24 protein-coding genes are annotated in these 20,221 nt (G+C 70.4%); 8 read left to right on the forward strand and 16 right to left on the reverse strand.

Translation table 11 applies throughout. The annotated features are described in order from the left end of the window. Positions 1-19: 19 nt before the first annotated feature. The 3 genes from G6W55_RS17915 to G6W55_RS17925 all read right to left on the reverse strand — a co-directional run bounded on the left by G6W55_RS17915 (position 20) and on the right by G6W55_RS17925 (position 3,497). Complete coding sequence (locus tag G6W55_RS17915; RefSeq protein WP_309243750.1) at positions 20-544, reverse strand: hypothetical protein; 525 nt, start codon at positions 542-544, stop codon at positions 20-22. A 16-nt stretch (positions 545-560) separates the two neighbouring features. Continuing rightward, positions 561-1,979: a DUF2252 domain-containing protein gene (locus G6W55_RS17920; protein WP_309243751.1), complete on the reverse strand. Its 1,419-nt coding sequence runs from the start codon at positions 1,977-1,979 to the stop codon at positions 561-563. Between the two features lie 528 nt (positions 1,980-2,507). Further along, entirely contained in the window at positions 2,508-3,497 is a 990-nt protein-coding gene (locus tag G6W55_RS17925; RefSeq protein WP_175521843.1) for a ScbA/BarX family gamma-butyrolactone biosynthesis protein, read from the reverse strand. Between the two features lie 267 nt (positions 3,498-3,764). Between G6W55_RS17925 and G6W55_RS17930 the strand changes: the two genes are divergently transcribed. The 5 genes from G6W55_RS17930 (at position 3,765) to G6W55_RS17950 (ending at position 8,140) form a co-directional block, all read left to right on the forward strand. Further along, positions 3,765-4,427: a ScbR family autoregulator-binding transcription factor gene (locus G6W55_RS17930; RefSeq protein ID WP_175521844.1), complete on the forward strand. Its 663-nt coding sequence runs from the start codon at positions 3,765-3,767 to the stop codon at positions 4,425-4,427. A 204-nt stretch (positions 4,428-4,631) separates the two neighbouring features. Further along, positions 4,632-5,327: an HAD family phosphatase gene (locus G6W55_RS17935; protein ID WP_175521845.1), complete on the forward strand. Its 696-nt coding sequence runs from the start codon at positions 4,632-4,634 to the stop codon at positions 5,325-5,327. A 1-nt stretch (position 5,328) separates the two neighbouring features. After that, positions 5,329-6,087 (forward strand): SDR family NAD(P)-dependent oxidoreductase, encoded by a 759-nt coding sequence (locus tag G6W55_RS17940; protein WP_175521846.1) that lies wholly within the window; start codon positions 5,329-5,331, stop codon positions 6,085-6,087. A gap of 123 nt (positions 6,088-6,210) precedes the next feature. Further along, complete coding sequence (locus G6W55_RS17945) at positions 6,211-6,807, forward strand: TetR/AcrR family transcriptional regulator (RefSeq protein WP_175521847.1); 597 nt, start codon at positions 6,211-6,213, stop codon at positions 6,805-6,807. Between the two features lie 85 nt (positions 6,808-6,892). Continuing rightward, positions 6,893-8,140, forward strand: a complete 1,248-nt coding sequence (locus G6W55_RS17950; RefSeq protein ID WP_175521848.1) for a transposase — start codon at positions 6,893-6,895, stop codon at positions 8,138-8,140. A 34-nt stretch (positions 8,141-8,174) separates the two neighbouring features. Here G6W55_RS17950 and G6W55_RS17955 read toward each other — a convergent pair whose 3' ends face one another. The 10 genes from G6W55_RS17955 to G6W55_RS17995 form a co-directional block, all read right to left on the reverse strand. Further along, positions 8,175-8,903: an HAD family phosphatase gene (locus G6W55_RS17955; protein WP_175521849.1), complete on the reverse strand. Its 729-nt coding sequence runs from the start codon at positions 8,901-8,903 to the stop codon at positions 8,175-8,177. A 27-nt stretch (positions 8,904-8,930) separates the two neighbouring features. Beyond that, complete coding sequence (locus G6W55_RS17960; protein ID WP_175521850.1) at positions 8,931-9,179, reverse strand: acyl carrier protein; 249 nt, start codon at positions 9,177-9,179, stop codon at positions 8,931-8,933. Positions 9,180-9,233: 54 nt separating this feature from the next. Next, positions 9,234-10,259: a beta-ketoacyl-ACP synthase III gene (locus G6W55_RS17965; RefSeq protein ID WP_078634160.1), complete on the reverse strand. Its 1,026-nt coding sequence runs from the start codon at positions 10,257-10,259 to the stop codon at positions 9,234-9,236. Positions 10,260-10,292: 33 nt separating this feature from the next. Then, positions 10,293-11,309, reverse strand: coding sequence for an AvrD family protein (locus tag G6W55_RS17970; RefSeq protein WP_175521851.1), 1,017 nt, complete (start codon positions 11,307-11,309; stop codon positions 10,293-10,295). A 75-nt stretch (positions 11,310-11,384) separates the two neighbouring features. Next, on the reverse strand, positions 11,385-11,768 hold the full coding sequence (locus tag G6W55_RS17975) for a nuclear transport factor 2 family protein (protein WP_175521852.1): 384 nt from the start codon (positions 11,766-11,768) through the stop codon (positions 11,385-11,387). Between the two features lie 63 nt (positions 11,769-11,831). Further along, a complete protein-coding gene (locus G6W55_RS38735; protein WP_309243752.1) occupies positions 11,832-12,248 on the reverse strand; it encodes a nuclear transport factor 2 family protein in 417 nt (138 codons plus the stop codon). A 61-nt stretch (positions 12,249-12,309) separates the two neighbouring features. Next, complete coding sequence (locus G6W55_RS38740) at positions 12,310-13,767, reverse strand: NAD(P)/FAD-dependent oxidoreductase (RefSeq protein ID WP_254876309.1); 1,458 nt, start codon at positions 13,765-13,767, stop codon at positions 12,310-12,312. Positions 13,768-13,805: 38 nt separating this feature from the next. Then, entirely contained in the window at positions 13,806-14,738 is a 933-nt protein-coding gene (locus G6W55_RS17985) for a DMT family transporter (protein WP_175521854.1), read from the reverse strand. Positions 14,739-14,795: 57 nt separating this feature from the next. Further along, positions 14,796-15,395: a flavodoxin family protein gene (locus tag G6W55_RS17990; RefSeq protein WP_175521855.1), complete on the reverse strand. Its 600-nt coding sequence runs from the start codon at positions 15,393-15,395 to the stop codon at positions 14,796-14,798. 71 nt (positions 15,396-15,466) lie between these two features. Further along, positions 15,467-16,189, reverse strand: coding sequence for an AAA family ATPase (locus tag G6W55_RS17995; protein ID WP_175521856.1), 723 nt, complete (start codon positions 16,187-16,189; stop codon positions 15,467-15,469). Positions 16,190-16,309: 120 nt separating this feature from the next. Between G6W55_RS17995 and G6W55_RS18000 the strand changes: the two genes are divergently transcribed. Further along, the gene (locus G6W55_RS18000; protein WP_175521857.1) at positions 16,310-16,888 is read left to right on the forward strand and encodes a TetR/AcrR family transcriptional regulator; all 579 of its coding nucleotides are present in this window, start codon (positions 16,310-16,312) and stop codon (positions 16,886-16,888) included. A gap of 262 nt (positions 16,889-17,150) precedes the next feature. Here G6W55_RS18000 and G6W55_RS18005 read toward each other — a convergent pair whose 3' ends face one another. The 3 genes from G6W55_RS18005 to G6W55_RS18015 form a co-directional block, all read right to left on the reverse strand. After that, complete coding sequence (locus G6W55_RS18005; protein ID WP_175521858.1) at positions 17,151-17,411, reverse strand: hypothetical protein; 261 nt, start codon at positions 17,409-17,411, stop codon at positions 17,151-17,153. 7 nt (positions 17,412-17,418) lie between these two features. Next, entirely contained in the window at positions 17,419-17,712 is a 294-nt protein-coding gene (locus tag G6W55_RS18010; protein ID WP_254876310.1) for a hypothetical protein, read from the reverse strand. A 567-nt stretch (positions 17,713-18,279) separates the two neighbouring features. Continuing rightward, the gene (locus G6W55_RS18015) at positions 18,280-18,594 is read right to left on the reverse strand and encodes a hypothetical protein (protein ID WP_175521859.1); all 315 of its coding nucleotides are present in this window, start codon (positions 18,592-18,594) and stop codon (positions 18,280-18,282) included. A 326-nt stretch (positions 18,595-18,920) separates the two neighbouring features. Here G6W55_RS18015 and G6W55_RS18020 point away from each other — a divergent pair, with 326 nt between their 5' ends. Together G6W55_RS18020 and G6W55_RS18025 are read left to right on the forward strand one after the other, a co-directional pair. After that, positions 18,921-19,547 (forward strand): hypothetical protein, encoded by a 627-nt coding sequence (locus tag G6W55_RS18020; RefSeq protein WP_309243753.1) that lies wholly within the window; start codon positions 18,921-18,923, stop codon positions 19,545-19,547. Continuing rightward, complete coding sequence (locus tag G6W55_RS18025) at positions 19,547-20,179, forward strand: toxin-antitoxin system, toxin component (RefSeq protein WP_175521860.1); 633 nt, start codon at positions 19,547-19,549, stop codon at positions 20,177-20,179. Before G6W55_RS18020 ends, G6W55_RS18025 begins: the two co-directional genes overlap by 1 nt. The last annotated feature ends 42 nt before the right edge of the window (positions 20,180-20,221 follow it).

Raw genomic sequence — 20,221 nt, forward strand, 5'->3', positions numbered from 1 at the left:
CGCCCACCGGCCCCGCCGATCATGAGCGCGCGCAGTCCGCTGGCGTCCACTCCGCCTCCAGGTCCCGGCAGACCACGACGAGGGTGCCCGGACGGCAGGCGATCTCGTGGGTGCAGCCGTGGGGGTGCGGAAGGATCTCGTCGAGGACGACGTCACCGAGGTCGTCCAGGGCGCAGGCGCCGAGGACGTCGGCCTGGAAGCGGACGACGCCCCGGTAGCGGACGACCAGGTCCTCGTCGTGCTTCCAGCAGTTGTGGCCGAAGCGGATCTCGACGGTCTCGTCCCCGGTACGACGGACCTCGCCCGGTCTGAGGTCCTTCACGCACCGCCTGCCGCCGAAGGCGTAGTGCCCGGGGTCCGTGGCGAAGGCCCGGGCGCCCGGGGGCAGCCGCTCCGCCAGCCCGGGCAGCACCGCCAGATAGGGCCCGGGGTCCAGGACCCCGGCCGCGCCCCCTGCCTCCGTCGCCGTCCCCGACGACGACACCGCAGCCGAGGACACCGCCGACGACGACACCGCCGCCGCGCCGAGTTCGACGTACCTCACCAGCCGCTCACCCCCTTCACACCCCCGTCTCCGCCGCGATCCGCCCCGCCTTGATCCCCTTCTCCAGGTCCGCGTGGTCGGACTCGGTGAGATCGGCGTAGGCGACGGCGAACGTGGCGATCGCCTCGTCGAGTTCGTCGCTCTTGCCGCAGTAGCCGGCGATCAGCCGCGGGTCCGCGCTGTGGGAGTGGGCCCGCGCCAGGAGCGCACCGGTCATCCGCCCGTAGTCGTCGATCTGGTCGGCGGCGAGCGCGGCCGGGTCGACACTGCCCTTGCGGTTACGGAACTGCCGCACCTGATAAGGGAGTCCGGCGACGGTCGTCCAGCCCAGCAGGACGTCACTGACGACCTGCATCCGCTTCTGGCCCAGCACCACCCGGCGCCCCTCGTGCCCGGCCTCCGGGGTCTCGAACCCGGCCGTCGCCAGATGCGGGACCAGGGCCGACGCGCGGGCCTCCTTCACCTGGAGCACCAGCGGCTCACCGCGGTGGTCCAGCAGCAGCACGACGTACGAGCGCGTGCCCACGCTGCCCGTGCCGACGATACGGAAGGCGACGTCGTGCACCGCGTGCCGGGCCAGCAGGGGGTGACGGTCCTCGGAGAGCGTGGTCAGGTACTCCTCCAGGGACGCGGCCACCGCCGCCGCCTCCGCGTCGGGCACCCGGCGCAGCACCGGCAGCGCGTCCACGAAACGGCGGCCGCCGCCCTCGGCCGGCTCGGTCGACTTCGCGGCGAACCGCCCGCTCGTGTTGGCCCGCGCCTTCTCCGAGACCCGCTGCAAGGTGCCCACCAGGTCATGGGCGTCGGCGTGGGAGACCAGCTCCTCGTCGGCGATCGCGTTCCACGCGTCCAGGGCCGGGAGCCTGGCCAGCAGCCGCATCGTGTGCCGGTAGGAGGCGGCCGCGCCGAGGGCCGCCGCACGGCAGGTGTCCTCGTCGGCGCCGGCCACCCGGCCGGCGAGGACGAGCGAGGCGGCGAGCCGCTTGAGGTCCCACTCCCAGGGCCCCTCGACGGTCTCGTCGAAGTCGTTCAGGTCGATGACCAGACCGCCCCGCGCGTCCCCGTACAGACCGAAGTTGGCCGCGTGCGCGTCACCGCAGATCTGCGCGCGGATCCGGGTCATCGGGGTGCGGGCCAGGTCATGGCCCATCAGTCCGGCCGCGCCGCGCAGGAAGGCGAAGGGGGTCGCCGCCATCCGGCCGACCCGTATCGGCGTCAGCTCGGGGAGCCGGCCGCGGCTGGACTCCTCGACCGCGGCCACCGCGTCCGGGCGGGCGGCGTCCAGGTCGAGCGCGGCGTGCGCGGCCCTCGGCACACCGGTGCGCAGGGCCTTGCCCTCCGCCTTGGGCGACCCCGCCGAGGGCCACTCCGCGAACCCCCTGACCTTGGGCAACCTGCCCGCCCCGCCCGTCACTTCTCCGCCGGCCCCGGTCACAGCGACCGCCTCCCCCGCACAAGTACGTCGATCAATTCGTGCCGACCGTACCGCCCGGGGCCCGAAAGGCGTCAGCCCCTGTGGACAACTCCCACCCTGTGGACAACCCCATCACCCGACCCGCCCCACAAGCCACGAGCCCCCACGGGATGCACCCCACCTGCCGAACCCGGCCCCCGCCAAGCGCACCCACCTGCCGAACCCGGCCCCCACCAAGCGCACCCGCCCGCCAGACGCCCCCGCCTGCCGGACCCGGCACACCCGCCAGGCACACCCACTTGCCGGACCCGCCCCCCGCCAGACACACCCGCCAGGCACAGCCACTTGCCGGACTCGCCCCCCGCCCGGCTCAGCCCCCACCCAGCTCAGAGACCCCCAGGCGCAACCCACAACCGCCCGCAAGCATCAGCCCCACCCGGCTCAGCCCCCCGGCCACAACGCCCGCCAGCCTCAACCCTCCTGGCTGAGCCCTCCCCCTCCCCCCTCCCCCCAGACACAGCCGCCCCCAAGCCCAACCGCCCACCAGCCTCAAGCCCCCGCCATCTCCATCTCCATCTCCATCCCCATCTCCCTCAGCGTGATGACCCCGGAGAACACGCACAGATCGTTCTGCACCAGCGACACCACCGCCCGAGTCGTCCCCGAGTCGGGGGAGTCGAGCAGACCGGCGTGGATCCAGCACTCCGCGTCGAGTTCGCAGTAGCGGGTGAAGAGGGTGTCCATGCCGACCGCCACGACCGGCCGCGGATGGGCCACCGCCTGCGCCGCCTGGCGGGCCGCCTCCAGCAGCAGCATGCCCGGCGCGTGGTCCACCGGATGGTCGAAGAGCACCGGGTGCCGCAGATCGACCCGCAGCCGGCTGCGCCCCGGCACGTCCGACGCCGCGAGGACGACATCGGCCGGGTGCTCGCGCCCCACGCGCGCGTGATCCACCGGCGGGGCCGGGGGCAGCGCGCGGGCGGTGGCCCCGGCGAGGTCGGCGTAGGGGCCGCGGATCCGCTCGTAGAGGGCCGGGGGGTGGTTGGCGAAGCGGGTGCGGACGGTGCCCACGCGCGTGCCGTCCCGCACGATCTCGACCTGGAGGTTCATCGACGCCAGCCGGCCGGCCCGGCGTACGACGTCCCGGCAGGCCACACGCAGCTCGATCTCGGTGTCGTCCTCGCCGACCGCCAGTGCGGCGGGCGTGAGGGCATAGTTCAGACTGCTCCACGACTGACGGTGGCCGAAGGGCGCGCCAAAGCCGGCGTGGCTGAGCAGCGGCACCGCCTGGCGGACCGTCTCGGCGAGCAGAAGAGGGTCGTGCAGGCCATGACGGGAGGTGTAGAAGCCGTGGCTCCGCGGCCAGTCGGCCCTGATCCGGTAGGTGTCGTCCCCCGTGGCCCACGCCTCCCTGAGGAGGACCTCCGACGCCTCCACCTTGTGCACGTACGCGGCCGTGACCGGAATCCCGGCCGTGGCGTCGGGCGTGAGTCGAACAGCGGCCTCGTCGGCCATATCTGCGGCCATATCTGCGGCCATGGCAATAGCGGACACGCGGACCTTCCCCCCTAGGTGACCCACCCCGGCCACGGTCAGGAGGCCGGGGATCCACCAAACATAAAGAGCGCTCGGTTCCGCATGACCATGGCCCGGCAAAGAGATAGCCAATACACTGCCAAGGCGGCGGCCGTCGACGTTCCTCCGGACCCGCGCACGACCTCACATTCCTCAAGGACATCAGGGAAGCCTCTGGACAGAACACCCATACAGGGAGAATATAACGATCGTTCTGTTTTTGGAGGGGCAATGAGACAGCTCAAGCAGCAACGGGCCGTGGAGACCCGCGAGGCGATCCTGCACGCGGCGGCGGCCGTCTTCGACGAACTGGGCTACGCCGGGGCCAGCATCAACCGCATCCTGGAGCGCTCCGGCACCACCGCCGGCGCCCTCTACTTCCACTTCGGGTCCAAGGAGACCCTGGCCCGCGCGGTCATGCAGGCCCAGTCCGAGACCATCGTCCCGCTGCTGACCTCCGAAGGGCTCCAGCGGCTGGTCGACATCACCATGATCTGGTCGCACCAGCTCCAGACCAGCACCCTGCTGCGGGCCGGCGTCCGGCTGACCACGGAACAGAGCGCGTTCGGCATGGAGGACGCGGCCCGCCCGTACGAGGAGTGGGCGACGATCATGCAGGAGTGCCTGGTCACCGCCGAGGCGCGGGGCGAGCTCCAGGCCGGGGTCGACCCGGCGGAACTGGCCGAACTCGTCGTCGAGACCTGTACCGGCATGCAGCTCTTCGCCGCCGCCGCGACCGGCCGCGCGGATCTGCCGCAGCGCGCGGTGCGCATGTGGAAACTGCTGCTCCCGGGCGTCGCCGTCCCCGCCATAGCCATCCGCGTCAAGATCGATCCGGAGCGCGGGCGGGCCGCCGTCTATGGCACCCTTCCGGAAGCAAGTCCGACCGCTTGACCGGCCCCGCGCACCGGACGCGCCCCTCGGCTCCCCGGTGACCCGCGGCACGGGCGGATCCGGCGACCGCCGAGGGCGGCGTCGCCGAGGACCACCGCCGACGCCTGCCCAGGGCAACGACGCACGGGCACACGCCGACCGCACCGACAGGTGCGCACGGCCGTTCGCGAGGCCCGTACGTCAGGCACGCTCTCGGGAGGGAACATGGGGGAATTCACCAAGCTGCGGCTCGCCGCGCTCAACATCGACGGGGTGCTGCTGAACGACACGTTCAGCCCGGTCATCCACCACTTCGTGGTCAGCAGGGGCGGGGAGTACACCGCCGAGACGGAACGTTCCATCTTCTCGCAGCCGCAGCACATCGCGGGCCTGCGCATGGCGGAGGCGATCGGCGGCGGCCTCACCGGCGAACAGGCCCTGGCCGCCTACTTCGAGGACCGCGACCGCCATCTCGCCGACCACCCCGTGACGGTGACCGACGGCGCGGTCGAACTGCTGCGCCTCCTTCGTCACTTGGGCCTGCGCACGGTCTGCTACGGCGGTCTGGCGAAGGACCACTTCGACCGCTTCCTCGGCGAGCACGCCGGCCTCTTCGACGGCCCCGGTTACGTCTGCACCAACGACATCCGGCCCGGCATCCACGAGATCACCGCGGACGTCTTCGGCCTGGAGCACGACGAGGCGGTCTTCGTCGACGACGTGGCCCGCGTCGCCGAGTCCGCGCGCGCCCTGGGCACCCCGTTCATCGGCCTGCCCAGCTCCTTCCCCCACGGCTTCCAGCGCCGACTGATGCGGGAGGCAGGGGTGCGCCACCTCGTGGACCGCCTCGACCTGATCGACGAGGACCTGCTGCGGCGGATCGACGCCGAGGCCGCCGCCGGCACCACCTGGGAGGTCTGACGTGCTGAACGGCAGAGTCGCGATGATCACCGGCGCCTCCAGCGGCATCGGGGCCGCCGCCGCCCGGCAGTTCGCCGCCGAGGGCGCGGCCGTCGTCCTCATGGCCCGGCGCGCGGAACCCCTCGAAGCACTCGCCCGGGAGATCCGCGCCGGGGGCGGCCGCGCCCTCGCCGTGCCCGGGGACGTGGCCGAGGGCAAGGACGTGGCCCAGGCGGTCGGCCGGGCCGTCGAGACCTTCGGCCACCTCGACGCCGCCTTCAACAACGCCGGTTACGCCACCGCGGGCGTCCCGCTGCACGAGATCGACGACGAGACGTACGACCGCACCCTCGACGTCAACGTGCGCGGGGTGTGGAACTGCCTGCGCCACCAGATACCCGCCATGCTCGCCTCCGGCCGCGGCGGCGCCGTCGTCAACACCTCCAGCGTGGCGGGCACCGCGGCCACCGGCGCCTCGGCCGCCTACGTGGCCGCCAAGCACGCGGTCATCGGCCTGACCAAGGCGGCCGCCGCGGACTACGGCGACCAGGGCATCCGCGTCAACGCGCTGGTCGTGGGCGCCACCCGGACCGAGATGATGGTGCAGGTCCTCCAGCAGGCACCGGAGCTGGAGGAGACCTTCGCCGCGGCCGCGATCCAGCGGCGCATGGCCGATCCGGTGGAGGTGGCCCGGGCCGCCGCCTGGCTGTGCAGCGACCGCTCCTCGTTCGTCACGGGAGCGGCCGTACCGGTGGACGGCGGGGCGACCGCCACGCACTGACCCGGGGAGCCGCCCCCTGAAGGTCAGAAAAATAAAGAACGATCGCTTTGAAATATGGCCCTGCGCTCGTATACCTTCCTGACGGACCCACCTTCCTGGCGGACCCACGGAAGGAGTGCGACGGTGCAGGTCAGGGCGGCGCGCACCCGCGAAGCCATCATCCGCGGGGCCGCCGAGTGCATCGACGCCCAGGGCTACCGGGGGGCCAGCCTCGCCGCCATCTGCCGGTCGAGCGCGGTCTCCGTCGGGGCCCTGGTCTTCCACTTCCGCGACAAGAGCGGCCTGGCCGAGGCCGTCGTGGAGGCCGGCTCGGCGACCGCGAGAGCCGTCGCCGAGGCGGCCGCCCGGGAGGACGACTCCCCGCTGCACGCCGTGGGAACCCTGCTGTGCGCGCTCACCGTGCTGCTTCGCGAGGACGTCGTGGTCCGGGCCGGCGCCCTGCTGGCCCGGGAACGGCCGGACATCGCCGCACGCTGGCACGAGGCGTGGACACCACGGCTCACCGCGCTCGTCGCCCAGGCCGACATCCGCGGCGAACTCGCTCCCGGGGCGGAACCCGGCCTGGTCACGGCACTGGCGGACCATCTGCTGACGGCAGCCGAGTCCCGCCGCCCGGGGCGGCGCCCCGACCTCGACCCCGACCCCGACTCCGACCCCGGGCAGGAGATCACCCGCCTGTGGGCCCTGGTCCAGCACGGCATCGCGCGCCGCAGCACCTGAGCAGGGTGCCAAAACAAAACGAGTGCTCTATATTTTTCAAGGATGGCCGGTCCCGATCCGGACCGGCATCCAAGGGGGAACAGACATGAGCACCGTGATCCACCCGGCCCGCGACCCGCGACTCGACGCACGCCACGGCACACTCCATGGCACACGGCACGGCATACGACCCGACCCACGCACGCGGCAGCGCCGTGACGAGGTGCGCAGAAGCAGGGAAGAGCTGCTGGAGACGCTCTTCTCCTCGCTCAGCAGAAGGGACCAGCGGGTGCGCGGCGAGCACTATCTGCGCGGTCTGCTGCTGGCCGACGGCCGCAAGTCCGTCCGCAACATCGCCCTCTCGCTCGGCCTGCCGGACGAGGAACAGCGGCTGCACCACTTCATCAGCGGTTCGACCTGGGACTGGGCGCCCATGCGCGCCGCGCACGCCGGGTTCCTGGAGCGGGTGCGCCCGCCGCGGGCATGGGTGCTGCACGCCGTGACGATCCCCAAGGCGGGCGAACACACCGTCGGGGTGGACCGTTTCGCCGACACCCGTGCGGGCCGGACCGTCAGCGGGCAGCGGGCGTTCGCCGCCTGGTACGCCTCCGCCGGCTTCAGCGCCCCCGTCAACTGGCGGCTGTTCATGCCCCGCCACTGGATGGAGGACGCCGAACTGCGCACCCGGGCCGAGATCCCGCCCGCCCTGTCCTACGAGCCCGTCGAACAGTGCGGCCCCGCCGCCGTCCTGGAGGCGGCCCGCGACTGGCAACTCCCGCCCCGGCCGGTGCTGATGGACCTGCGCGGCGGCACCGACTGGCAGTCGGCGCATCGTTTCCTCACCGCCGGGCTGCCCGTCCTGGCCCGCACCTCGGCGACCGACCGGTTCGTGCCGGACGACGCCCCGGCGCCTGGCTCGACTCCCGCCTCAGCACCGGCCGCGAGCATCCTCGACTCCGTACGGTCGGCCCGGCGCGAAGTCGAGTGGGCGGACCCGGGCAACCGCGGCCTGACCCACACCTCCTGGGTGACCGCCGTACGGGTCCGGCTGCCCTACGACCGACAGGGCGCCCGTCGACCGGATGTCCACCGTCCGCTGCTGCTCCTCGGCGAATGGCACCCCGGCCAGCGCACCCCGGCGCAGATCTGGGTCACCGACCTGGTCGACGCGGCGCCGGACGAGCTGGTGCGGCTGACGAAACTCACCCGCAGGGTGGCCCTGGACCAGAACCTCGGGGCCGGCCGGACGGGCACCCGGGACTTCGTCGGACGCTCCTTCTGCGGCTGGCACCGCCATATGACACTCGCCTCGGCGGCCCACACCATGCGCCTGCTGGGCAGCGCGGCGGCCTGACCGACCGAGGCGACGAGCAAGGCACCCCGGGCGCCTAGAGGGTGGACGACACGCCCGCGCCCAGCTCCAGTTCCGGCGCCTCAGGAGCGCCGGGCAGGACGGTCCAGCCGCGCAGCCGCGCCCGCTCGTCGAGCCGTGGGTCACCGGACACCACGACCGGTGTGCCCACGGCTTCGAGGATCGGCAGGTCGGAGAGATGGTCGCCGTAGGAGAAGCAGTCGGCGAGGTCGGCGCCGTGGACCGAGGCGGCCAGGCGCGCCGCCTCGGCCTTGACCGGGCCGATCATCGGTTCGCGCGACAGGCGCCCGGTGTACCGCCCGTCGGTGATCTCGGGCAGCGTGGCCCAGACGTCGGTCACCCCGAGGTGCTCGGCGAGCGGCCAGAGCACCGCGGGGAAGGACCCCGAGACGAGGACGACGGTCTCCCCGCGCGCGACGTGCCCGCGCAGGGCGTCCACCGCGCTCGGGTTGAGCAGACCGCCCCGCACCAGCTCCGCCTCGAACCAGGCCCGGCCGAGCCGGGTCACGGTCGCCGCGTCGGCGTCACGGAAGTTGGTGAAGTAGGCCCGGTTCGTGGCCTCGCGGGGCACCCCCACGGCGGTCATCGCCTTCAGCTCCTGGCGCCGCTGCTCGTACACCCGGGGGCCGTGGCCCTGGGCGGCGAGGTAGTAGCGCAGGAAACGGAAGAGCGTGGTGGCCGTGGTGAGGGTGCCGTCGACGTCGAAGAAGGCGAGGCGTCGGGGACCGGGGGCGGGGCGGCTCATGGTCTCTCCTGGGGAGGAAGGTGCGGGTCAGCCCTGGATGCCCTTGGACCTGAGCAGCTCCGCGGTGCCGGCGACGGTGGCGGCCTCCTGGAGTTCGTGGTCCTCGACGTCGACGTCGAAACGGCGCGAGAGGGCCACGGCGAACTCGACGAGGACCAGGGAGTCGAACTCCATGCTCTCGAAGTCGGTGTCGACGTCGATGTCCTCCGGGACCTCGTAGTCGGTGCGCAGGATGTCGAGCAGGACGTCGGCCAGGGGCAGCGTGGACGTGGTCATGAGGGATCGTCGCCTTTCTGGGCGTGGGGAGGAGGAGAAAAGGGGTACGGCTGGTCAGGCGGGAACGATGTCCGGCCAGGTCAGCGCGACGGACCCCCAGGTGAGGCCGCCGCCGAACGCGGTCAGCAGGACCCGGGCGCCGGGCCGCAGGGAGCCGTCCGCGGCCGCGTCGGCGAGGGCCAGCGGAATGGAGGCCGCGGAGGTGTTGCCGACCTTGTCGAGGTTGATGACCGCGCGTTCCTCGGGGATGCCGAGGCCGCGGGCCACCGAGTTGAGGATGCGGACGTTGGCCTGATGGCCCACCAGCCAGTCGACCTGGTCGGCGCTCCAGCCCAGCCGGTCGAGGACGGTCCGCGAGGACTCCGTCATCCGGTTGACGGCCTGGGTGAAGACCTTCTTGCCCTGCATCGTGAAGTACTGCTCGTCGTCCGCCGGGACCGGTGTGGTGGCGCGCTGGCGCGAACCGCCGGCCGGGATCGTGATCAGGTTCCGGCCGGTGCCGTCGGACCCGAGGTCCATGTCGAGCAGCAGCCCGTTCCCGTCGCCCTCGTCGGCGGGCACCGCGGAGAGCACGACCGCCCCGGCGCCGTCGCCGAAGATCACGTTGGTGGTGCGGTCGGCGGGGTTGAGGATGGTGGAGTAGGTCTCGGCCCCGATGACCAGGGCTCGCTTCGCCAGGCCCGTGTGGATGTGGGCCGAGGCGGCCGCGAGCGCGTAGAGGAACCCGGAGCACACCGCGGCGATGTCGTAGGCCGGCACATGGCCGAGACCGAGCCGGGAGGCCACGTCGGGGGCGGTCGCGGGGCAGGGGTTGTCGGGGGTGGTGGTGGCCAGGACGACCAGGTCGACCGCGCCGGTCCCGGGCTCCAGACCGGCGGACTTGAGGGCGCGGTGCCCGGCCTCGACGGCGAGGTCACCGGTGGCGACCCCGGGCCCGGCCCAGTGCCGGTTCTTGATGCCGGTACGGCTGGTGATCCACTCGTCGGTGGTGTCGAGACGGGCGCAGAGGGTCTCGTTGGAGATGCGCTGCGGCGGCAGATAGCTGCCCAGGCCGACCAGCGCGACGGCTGTGTTGTCCACGGTGATCGCTTCCTGAAGGGTCGGCGGCTGGGCTCAGGGCAGCAGATGGGCGACGTCGCAGCTCATCCGCAGGTCCCCGAGGGACGCGGTGATCCGCGCGGTGCGCCAGGTGCCCTCGGCGGTGGGCAGAGCGTTGCTCCGCCCCAGCAGGACCCGGAAACGGCCGTCGGAGCCGGACGCGCCGTCCGGCACGGGGGTGACCTCGATCGAAGTCCGCCGCATCCACAGCGTGTTGGAGCCGGCCCGCGTCAGATCGTCCAGCTCGTAGAGCAGCACCTGCCCGAGCTGGAGCGCGCAGACGAACAGGTCGACCGCCGTGGGCGCCTGTCCCTTCGGCACGTCCTGGCCGTCCACGAGGGTGAGCCGGGCGTCGGCCGTCCCGGCGGAGGCGTCCGCGACGACGTCCTCCAGGAACTGGGCGCGCTCGTGGTGGGAGACCCCGAACGGGGCGTGGTTCCAGAGCCCGTCCAGCTCGGCCGAGTCACCGTAGCGACCCTCCGCCCGGTGCTCGACACCCGTGGGGTGCTCGGCCTCGACCTGCACGCTCATCGCGCCGATCGTGCAGTCCATGGTGGTCGTGGACAGGCCGCGGGACTCGGCGGATACGACAGCCGAACGGAACCGGGCGGACACCGGGAACCGTTCCAGACCCTCCTCGTCGGGAGCGTTGCCCGCCTTGATGCGCACCCCGCGGACCCGGAAGCGCGCGTCGGCACCGAGCCGCCGCGCGTGCGCGACGTACAGCCCGGTGAGCCGGGCGGCCAGGATCATCCCGTCGAGCGTCGACAGATGCGGCCGCTGAAGGGTCTCGCCCTTGCGCGACCAGGTGTCGGGCAGATGGATCCCGGCGGTGGCGTGCACCTGCCCCTTCGTACCGGACCCGCCAGGCGCACCGGGCGCACCGGGCGCATCCTCCGGTACGACGGTGATGTCGGCCAGCGAGTAGCCCACCCGCTTGAAGCCCTCCCCGAAGAACCGCCCCTGGCGGTCCCCGAGGACGTCGTCGACGCTGTCGAGTCGAAGTCCCTGTATGAGGCCGTCGGCCTGCATGAAATCCTCCCCCTTCGGATTCGATGACCGCCGTCCGCGCCGGCCCGGACAAGCCGGCGCGGACGGCGGGACTGCTCAGTGACCGGCGAGCTGCGCCTGCGCGGAGAAGACGCCGTGGTGGAAGTACAGGCGCGCCTCGGCGATCAGACCCTCGTCATCGAGGCGGAACACCGAGATGCCGGACCAGTTGACGGGGTTGCCGTCGGTGGTGACGACGGCGCCGCGCCAGGACACCGCGGTCTCGCCGCCGGTGGTGTACGCCTCGATCGGGGTGATGCCGATGAACGGGTCGAACAGCGGGATCACCTTGCGCAGCTTGGCGAGGATCGCCTCACGGCCGCGGATCGGCTCGCTGCCGACCGGGTCGTGGAAGAGCGCGTCCTCGGCGAACCCGGCACCCCACAGCTCGGCGTCGGCGGCCAGCGAACCGGCGTAGAACTGGTGAACTGCCTTGGGCATGGCGGGAAACGACATGTGCTTCTCTCTTTCGGTAAATGCGCTGATAAAACGGGGTCGCCGAGATCAGGCGGTGAACGCCTCGTGGATCGCGTAGCTGTCCTCGTACATGTGGTAGCGGGCGATACGGCCGTCCACGACCGTGAAGTGCAGCGCGTACCTGTTGCGGAACTTCTTCCTGGTGGCGGTCACTTCGAAGACGCAGTCGGCGATGACGACGGCGTCCTCGCCCTGACCGATCCGCGTGGTGATCTCGAACGACTCGGGCCCGCTGAGGAGTTGCGGGAAGAGCCCGAAGAACTCGGCGATCTCGGCCTTGGTGGAACGGGAGCCGGCCCAGGGCACGTTCGGGGCGCCGGAGACCCGGAAGTCGACGGTGTCGGCGAACTGCCCGAGGAGCGCCTCGGAGTCCCCGGCACCGAACGCGGCGAAGAACGCGTCCACGGTCTCATCGGTGGTGCGGGCAGCGGCGGTTGTGGTCACGCGGATCCCAACTCTCTTGGTCTGTAAGGGATGTTCTGTGCAGAGATGGCCAAAGTCGTTCTCACAGGCGGCCCGAGGCAGGCTTCCCCAGCACCCGCGCCACCCGCCGGTCCGGCCGGACGAGGAGACCGCGAGCGCCCTCGGGCACGGTGACCCGGTCACCGGCGGGCGCCGCGACCCGGCGCACCTCACGCACCGGAGGCAGCGCGGCACCGCTCTCGATCGCCACGAGATCCTCGGGAGGCGCCCCGTCGAACCACAGCAGCGTCGACGCGTCCGCCCGGTCGTGGGGGTCGAGGAAGGGAAGGAGCCGCCCGTCGGCGCGGATCCGGGCAGGCACCCGCGCCCCGACCCCCAACTCATAGCGACCGCCGGCGCGCCAGTTCTCCTCGCCGGGATAGAGCTGGCTCCAGCACAGCGCCAGTTCGTCCAGCTCCCGCTGAACGGCCGGCCGGGAATGCTCGTCGACCGAGCGGATCCGCTCGATCAGCGGCGCCAGGAATGTCGTACGGCCGACCTTGGCGGAGAATTCACGACGTTCCGGATCATATCCCAGAAGAAGATCCGGATCGTCGTTCTTCAGGGCCGCGAGAATTCGCCAGGAAAGCGCGACGGCATCACCGATACCGAGATTGAGACCCTGCCCGCCGGCCGGGGTGTTGAGATGCGCGGCATCCCCGGCCAGCGCGACCCGGCCGGTCACCAGACGGTCGGCGACCCTCAGGTCCACCGAGTAGTGGCTGGTGCGCACGGCCTCCGCGAGCCGCAGCCGGCTGCCGAAACCGAGCGTCTCGACAGCCTCGGCGATCGTGCTCCACGGCACCTCGGCACCACGTTCCAGAGCCAGCCCGGCCACCGCGGGACCGGCGACGAGCACCTGGTCACCGGGGATCGGCATCATCGTGACCATGCCCTGCTCGCCGACGTGCACGCCGACCTCGTCGCGGCCCACCAGCTCCTCGGGCACGCCCTCGACGAGCAGATAGCTCGTGGTCAGACTGCGGCCGGTCATGGCCACGCCCAGGGACTCCCGTACGGCGCTGCGCGGCCCGTCGGCGCCGACCAGATACGCACAGCGGACGTCCTCACGGCCGTCGAAACGGACGGTCGCCCCGGAATCCGTCACCTCGTGGGAAAGATATCCGACACCCCGCTCGATATGGGCACCGTATTCCAGCGCGTATTTCTCCAGGAGTCCTTCGAGGACGGGCTGCGGAAGATTCCGGTAGCCGTCGAGATGAGAGTCCATCCCGGTCATCTCGGCGGTGAATTCCGCCCCGCCGCTGACGCGGAAGGCGAATCGTTCCAGCGGAATGCTGCGGGCCACCACGTCGTCCAGCAGCCCGAGGGCGTCGAGCAGTTCCAGGGTCGGCGCGTGCAGCACGACCGCCTTGGGACGGTCCCCGCGGTGCGGCCGGCGTTCGGCGACCAGGACCCGCGCCCCGGCCCGGGCGAGCAGCCCGGCCGTCACCAGCCCGGTGGGGCCACCGCCGACCACGACGACGTCGTAGTTCTCCATGCCTTCTCCCGTATCTCCGTAAGCGGCCGGGCCGCGGGCTAGGACGCCGACCCGACGGTCTTGGGGTCGTCGCTGGCGGCAGCCGTGACCTCGACAGGCTCCGGCTTGGTGAAGAAACGGCCCAGCAGATTCGGGTTGGCGACCAGGACGATCGCCGCGCAGACCAGCACACCGCCGAGCAACTGCGGCAGGGTGAGCCGCTCCCCGACCGCCACCCAGCCGAGGATGGCCGCGGTGACCGGGTTCATCAGGGGCAGCGGCGCGGACTGCGAGACCGGCAGCCGCTGGACGCCGGAGAGGAAGAGGGCGAAGCCGAGCGCGCCGACCACGAACGCGGCCCAGGCGAGACCGAACAGCTCCTTGCCGCTGAAGCTCGGCGGCGCGCCCTCGAAGAGGAAGGCCAGGGGCAGCAGGAAGACGGCCGCGCCGAGCAGGGTCCAGCCCGCGGTGGTGAGGCTGTGCACGCCCTCCGGACGCCCCCACTTACGGGCCAGGACGCTGCCGATGCCCATGCTGGAGGCGCTGCCGACACCGGCCAGGACGCCGATCGCGTCCAGGGACGCCGAGCTGCGCAGCACGAGCAGCGCGACCCCGATCACCCCGACCACACAGGCGATGTAGTGGTGCGGCCGGATCTTCTCCTTGAGGACCACCGACGCGACGGCGATGGCCACCAGGCTCGACGTCGAGTTGAGGGTGGCCGCCACACCGCCGGGCAGCCGCTGCGCGGAGATCAGCAGGAACACGGTGAACAGGCCCATGTTGAGCATGCCGAGCACCAGCGACTTCCACCACCAGGAGCCGCGGGGCAGGGCGGGGCGGATCGCCAGCAGCAGCAGACCGGCGGGCAGCACCCGCAGGAAGCCGTCCCAGTAGGGCGTCGGCGGCAGGTAGTGGGCGGCGACGTAGAAGAGGGTGCCGCCGATGGCCGGTCCGAGCGCGGTGCGGACGAGTAGTGCTGAGTTCTTCATCTGGGGGGCTCCAGGGGAGGGGCGTGGCCGCCCTCGTGGCGGAGGGGAGGGTGGGGGTCAGGCGGTGAGGCCGAGGGCGGCGCGGCCGGCCAGGACGACGGCGGTGTGCCGGGCGACGCGCTCACCGAGGTGCTCGGCGGTCGCGATGTCCGCCTTGGAGACGCCGTCCGCGGGGAGGTCGGCGGGGGTGGAGGCGGCGGCGCCGTTGAAGTAGCCCAGCCGGTTGAGGTCGTTCTCCGACTCGGCGCTGGTGTGCCAGCCCGGGTGCAGGCCCAGGTTCACCCAGTTCATCTGGTGCTGGGCGGCGAGCGTCGCGAAGTAGGCCAGCGTCGAGTGCTTGTCGCCCGCCTTGCAGGCCGCGTTGGTGAAGCCCGCGCCGAGCTTGTCGCGCCAGGCGGCCGACGCCCACCGCTTGCTCGTGGACTCCGCGAAGACATGGAACTTGCCGGCGGCCGACCCCATGTAGGTCGGCGAACCGAACACGATGGCGTCGGCCTCGTCCAGCAGCCGCCACTGCTCGTCCGTGATCGAGTCGACGGACACAAGGGCCACTTCGGCACCGGCCTCGACGGCGCCGCGCTCCACGGCACGGGCGAGCACGTCGGTGTGACCGAACCCGGAGTAGTAGGCGATGACGACGGACGGCTTCTTGGACATGGGAACCTCCAGGGACACGAAGGAAACGACAGACGAAATGAGTTCGCCGGAAGGGAAGTTGAGGCGAAGGCTCAGGCAGCGGCCGCGGCGGCGGCGGTGACGCGCTCGGTCTCCAGCCGGAAGTCCTGCGCCGCGTAGTCCTCGCGGGCCAGCGCGATCGCCTCGTCCATGCTCATCACGGGTGTGAGGCCGAAGAGTTCGCAGATCCGCGTCAGCCGCTCCGGCATCGTGCCCCGCACGATGTGGTACGGGATCTCCAGCTCGTCGAGCGTCTCGAGGAGCTTCTTGTCGATCGTGGCCCGGAAGCCCTCGTTCATCGGCCGGTGCCCGTCGGCGGCGATCGGCAGCTCGTGCTCCAGGTGCACGTAGGCGTCGTAGGTGCTCTTCACATGGGCCTTCAGGGCGATGGCGTACTGGTCGACCACCTTGGCGAAGAACTCCATCTCCTCCTCCCGTACGGCGACGAGCCCGCCCGCGTTCTCCGCGGTGGCGTTGGGGTTCATGCCGTGCATGACCCGCCCGGCGCCGTACAGCCACTCCTGGAGCGAGGAGCCGTCGGAGATGAAGTGGTCGCCGAGCAGGGCCTCTTGGACCGCGCGGCCGGTGTGGCGGCGCAGCATGAGCTGGAGGAACTCGGCCGGCGTGACCTGCGAGAGGGCCTTGCCGGGCACGGCCTCGGGGAGGATCTCGCGGATCGTGCGGGCCAGGGTGCGCGGGACGCCGGTGTAGCGGGACAACGTCATGACCGTGGAGGTCTTGCCGGCCGAGTACGTACCTGAGATAGCGATCTTCACGCCCTGATGGCCTTTCGGTGAGGACAGGTCGGCGCCATCCAACCTGTTGGTTGGTGAAACCCTTGCATATGCATCGAACGAGCGTCAACCAACCGGTTGACTGGCAATAAGGTGGGTCCCATGGCAGGAAGCACCGAGGAGACCAAGCGCCGACTGCTGGACGCCGCGCGAGTGGAGTTCAGCGGCTACGGCATCGCCGGAGCCCGGGTGAACCGCATCGCGGAGCGCGCCGGCGTCAACAAGGAACGCATCTACGGCCACTTCCAGAGCAAGGAAGGGCTGTTCAGGGCGGTCATCGCCGAGGCGATGGCCGAACTGGTCCGGGAGGTACGCCCGGGCGAGGGGTCAGTCGGCGACTACGTGGGCCGCGTCTTCGACTATCACCGCAGCGATCCCACCCTGCTGCGGCTGCTCATGTTCGAAGGACTCCAGGAGGGATACGTCGGCACCCACGACGCCTCCGAGCGGACGTCCTGGTACGCGGACGCCGCCAAGTCCCTGGCCTCGGCGACCGACCGCCCCGAGGACGAGGCCGGACGCCTGCTGCTGACACTGATCGGACTGGGCGCCTGGCCCATGGCCATGCCCCACCTCAGCCGGCTCTGCCAGGAGGCCACCGGCGAGACCGAGGACCTGACCTCGCTCAGGGACTTCATCGTCACCTTCGCGGAACGCGGCGCGAGTACCCCACCCGCCTGACTCCCCCAAGTCCCCTTTCGTCACCCTCCGACACGCAACACACTCGACGGTAATCAGCCCCCCACACCCCACGCAACCATTCCCCGCCCTACCTGACGGACTCCCACCACGATCCCCACCCCACCCCCAGAACAGGCCCTTCACAGCAAGCCAACACCCCCGACCACCCCCTCCCCACCACCACATCCCAGCCACAACCCGAGCCTGGGCGCCCCCACACCCAGGCCCACACTCACTCGCCAACAACTACTCAAAGTGACGGTCAGAGCACAGCGCGATTCCCGGCCGCTCGCCACTCTCCCTCTTCGCTCTTCTTCCCCATCCAGTACTGACAGATCCATCGGGCGAGCACCCCCACCACAACGGCGACGATGATCGCCCCCCAGTCAATGACATGCGGAAGCCCCGGAAAGAAGGCGAAGAAGGCGAGCGCCAGCACAAACCCCGCCACGAACGCGGCATTTTCCACTGACCTCCGTCGTCCCACGCCGGTTTGTTCGCGCCCTTGCTGCTGATCGGCCATAACTAACTCACTTCGTGATGTGGTGGCACTGACTCACCCGACGCACCCCATTGACGTAGAAATGCGCGCACGCCTTTCCATAACGAGGCAACGTCTGCGGAGAGTTGTTCCTCATCGGATCAATCTTGCACTCAGGGTGCTCGGTGTTGGCGTACGTGAAGTCGATCCGCCAGTTACAGAATCCGCTGCTCAGAGCACCGACGCAGGCGCAGTCGGCGCCAGCGTTCTCGTAGGTGATCTCCTTGCCGCTGCCTCGGATGATGTGGGTGAACAGGCAGCCGGTCGGCACCTTCATCGTCATGCCGCCCAGGTGTACTGGAAGGTCTGAGCAGGCGTAGACCCGACGGCACCAGCATGCGCCACGGAGGAATTCGCCAACACGAGAGCGCGCCCAGCAGCAAGAGCCGCGAAAAAACTGAACCGGTGCAGCGCGACCATCAGCAACCACCTTCCGGCGGAGCATCTCTTCCGCCCGAAAGAACTCCGCCACCGCAATCACGTTTCTGGTCGAGGAGATGTTTCACCGACGTGAGTGATCAAGGGGTAGTTGCGCTGACCAGGTGATTCGTTTCTTCCACCCACCCGTGTCGAGTCGCAATCAGCTACCTCCGGCAGATCCCACTGCACGCGAAGTCAGACGAATCAGTGCAGTCACATCTGCCGATAACAACCCGCATCCCCACTCCAGCCCGCTGGTTCTGGGCACGGGTCAACTGACCGTGGGGCGCCACAGCTCGTTGGCGTGGCGCCCTTCCCCAAGGCCAAGCTCATGGAGACGACGACATCACCTGCGTTCACCATGCCCCAGCCCGCGTGGCAGCCCCCGGGCAGGAAAGACCCCTGCCGCACAGGGAAGTTGATCAAAGATCTACGCGGACATACGGCCAAGCCTCGCGTCGCGCTCATACAGGCGCTCGCGAGCGCGGCCCGTGATCCTGCGCATGCCGCTGCGTGTCTCGTTGATCCGCCGCGAAAGCTCTGACATCACCTGCACGGTTTCACCGAACTGCGTGAACAGTCCGGAGGTGGACGGAGACCACACTCCATCCACCTCGTACTGATCCACGACCGTTCTGCACGTGGCGAGAAGTTCCGCCATCAGGCGATGGAATTCCGCCACATCCCCCTTGGTGAAATCACTGTCGGTCAGCTTGCGGACATTGCGCGGAGTCGGCACATACATGCCACGCACCCCATCTAATAGTTGACCCATAAACGGACGCCCACCTTCGCGGCCCAGCCGGGAAACCCGCCGCCGCACGGCCACTCACGGCTCCGATGCAGGATCGTTCTACGGCCACACAGGCGATGTCAACGATCGTTTTCAGTCGGTAGTCGATCGTTGAAAGCCCCTGCTCATCGCGGCCGGCAAATCGACCCCACCCCCACAATCACGGACGCCATCGATCGTCAATTCGTCCATAAACGATCGTTGAACAGCCGTCGGGAACGTCGATAGGGTGCCATGCGCACACCGATCCGAGCGCCCGCGCACATCGGAGGACCCTGGTGAACCCCGCCCTGCCTCTGTCGGCAACGGTCGAGCGTCTTCAGACGCTGATCCAAGAACGAGGCATCGACCCCGCGGAGTTGCTCGACCCCGCGAGACTGGCCGACAGAACCGCCCTGTCCGAAGACACCGTTCGCGCCTTGCTGCAAGGCGGTGAGCCGCCGTCAGACACGGTCAACGACCGGGTACGCACCCGCATCAAGACGCTCGCCGACGCCCACCTCGACAGGACCGGCGAGCGCATGTCGGACCTCGCCGGCAGCATTTCGCAGCAGTTGGGCGTCTCCGCGTTCTGGGCCCGGAAGGTGTGCTCCGGCGAAAAGGTCCCCAGTGTGGAACTCCTGCACGGCCTGGTGGACTTCTTCGGGGTCGCGGGAGGCGAGGCGTTCTTCACGGCCCCGGCCCCCGAGGCTCTGAACCAGGCCCTGTTGCCCCTTCTCGCCGCAGCCCAGCCGACACCGGACGGACCGCGAGGAGCGGGTGATCCCCTGGTCGAAGTGCTGTGGGGGTACGACGACGTGCGCGGCATCGCCCTGCGACAGGCACGCGATCTTCCGCCAGAGCGATGGAACGTGCTCAGCGCGACGCTGAAGGCCCTGTTGGATCTCGACGACGAAGGACACTGATGAACACGCGACCGAAAGCGATGCGGAAACTCAGTGCCCAACTCGTGGGAAAGATCCGGCCGTCGGCTGAGCAAGAGGAAGAGGATGTCGTCCTCTCGATAGGAAAGGCACTCAGCCAGGTACGCGGCCGCCCGGTCCGGCTGCGCACCGCGGCGTTCCCTCCCGCGACAGCCAGCGGGTTATGGGTGGACCGCGCCGGCCACGACCTGATCGTCTACGAGGAGAACACCGATCCCGAGCACCAGCTTGTGATCATCGGCCACGAGGCATGGCACATGTTCCAGGGCCACGGCAGCACCGGCGCCGGCCACGCCCCAGCCGCGTCCCGCGCGGAAAGGGTGGACAGGGCAGACAGGAACGAGAACGCCCATGCTCTGGCGGAACTCGTGGCCCTCGTCTCCGAGGCGGCAGACACCGACCTCTCTCCCGACGCGCACACGGATGCCGCGCTCCACATCGCCGCCCGCGCCGACGCCCGCGAGATCGACGAGGAGGTCGAGGCGGAACGCTTCGGCTTCCGGTTCGCCACGGACGTGCAGACCGTTCTGGCGGAGACGCGCGCTGCGGTCGATCCACGGAACCTCGCCGGCCGCATCCACGCGTCCATGGCGCATCGCTTCCGCCGAGTCTGAACCGGCTCTCACCGCAAGCACTCTCGAGGGAGGAAGCAGCAA

Source organism: Streptomyces sp. CAI-85, assembly GCF_013363615.1.
GTDB classification, from domain to species: domain Bacteria; phylum Actinomycetota; class Actinomycetes; order Streptomycetales; family Streptomycetaceae; genus Streptomyces; species Streptomyces antibioticus_B.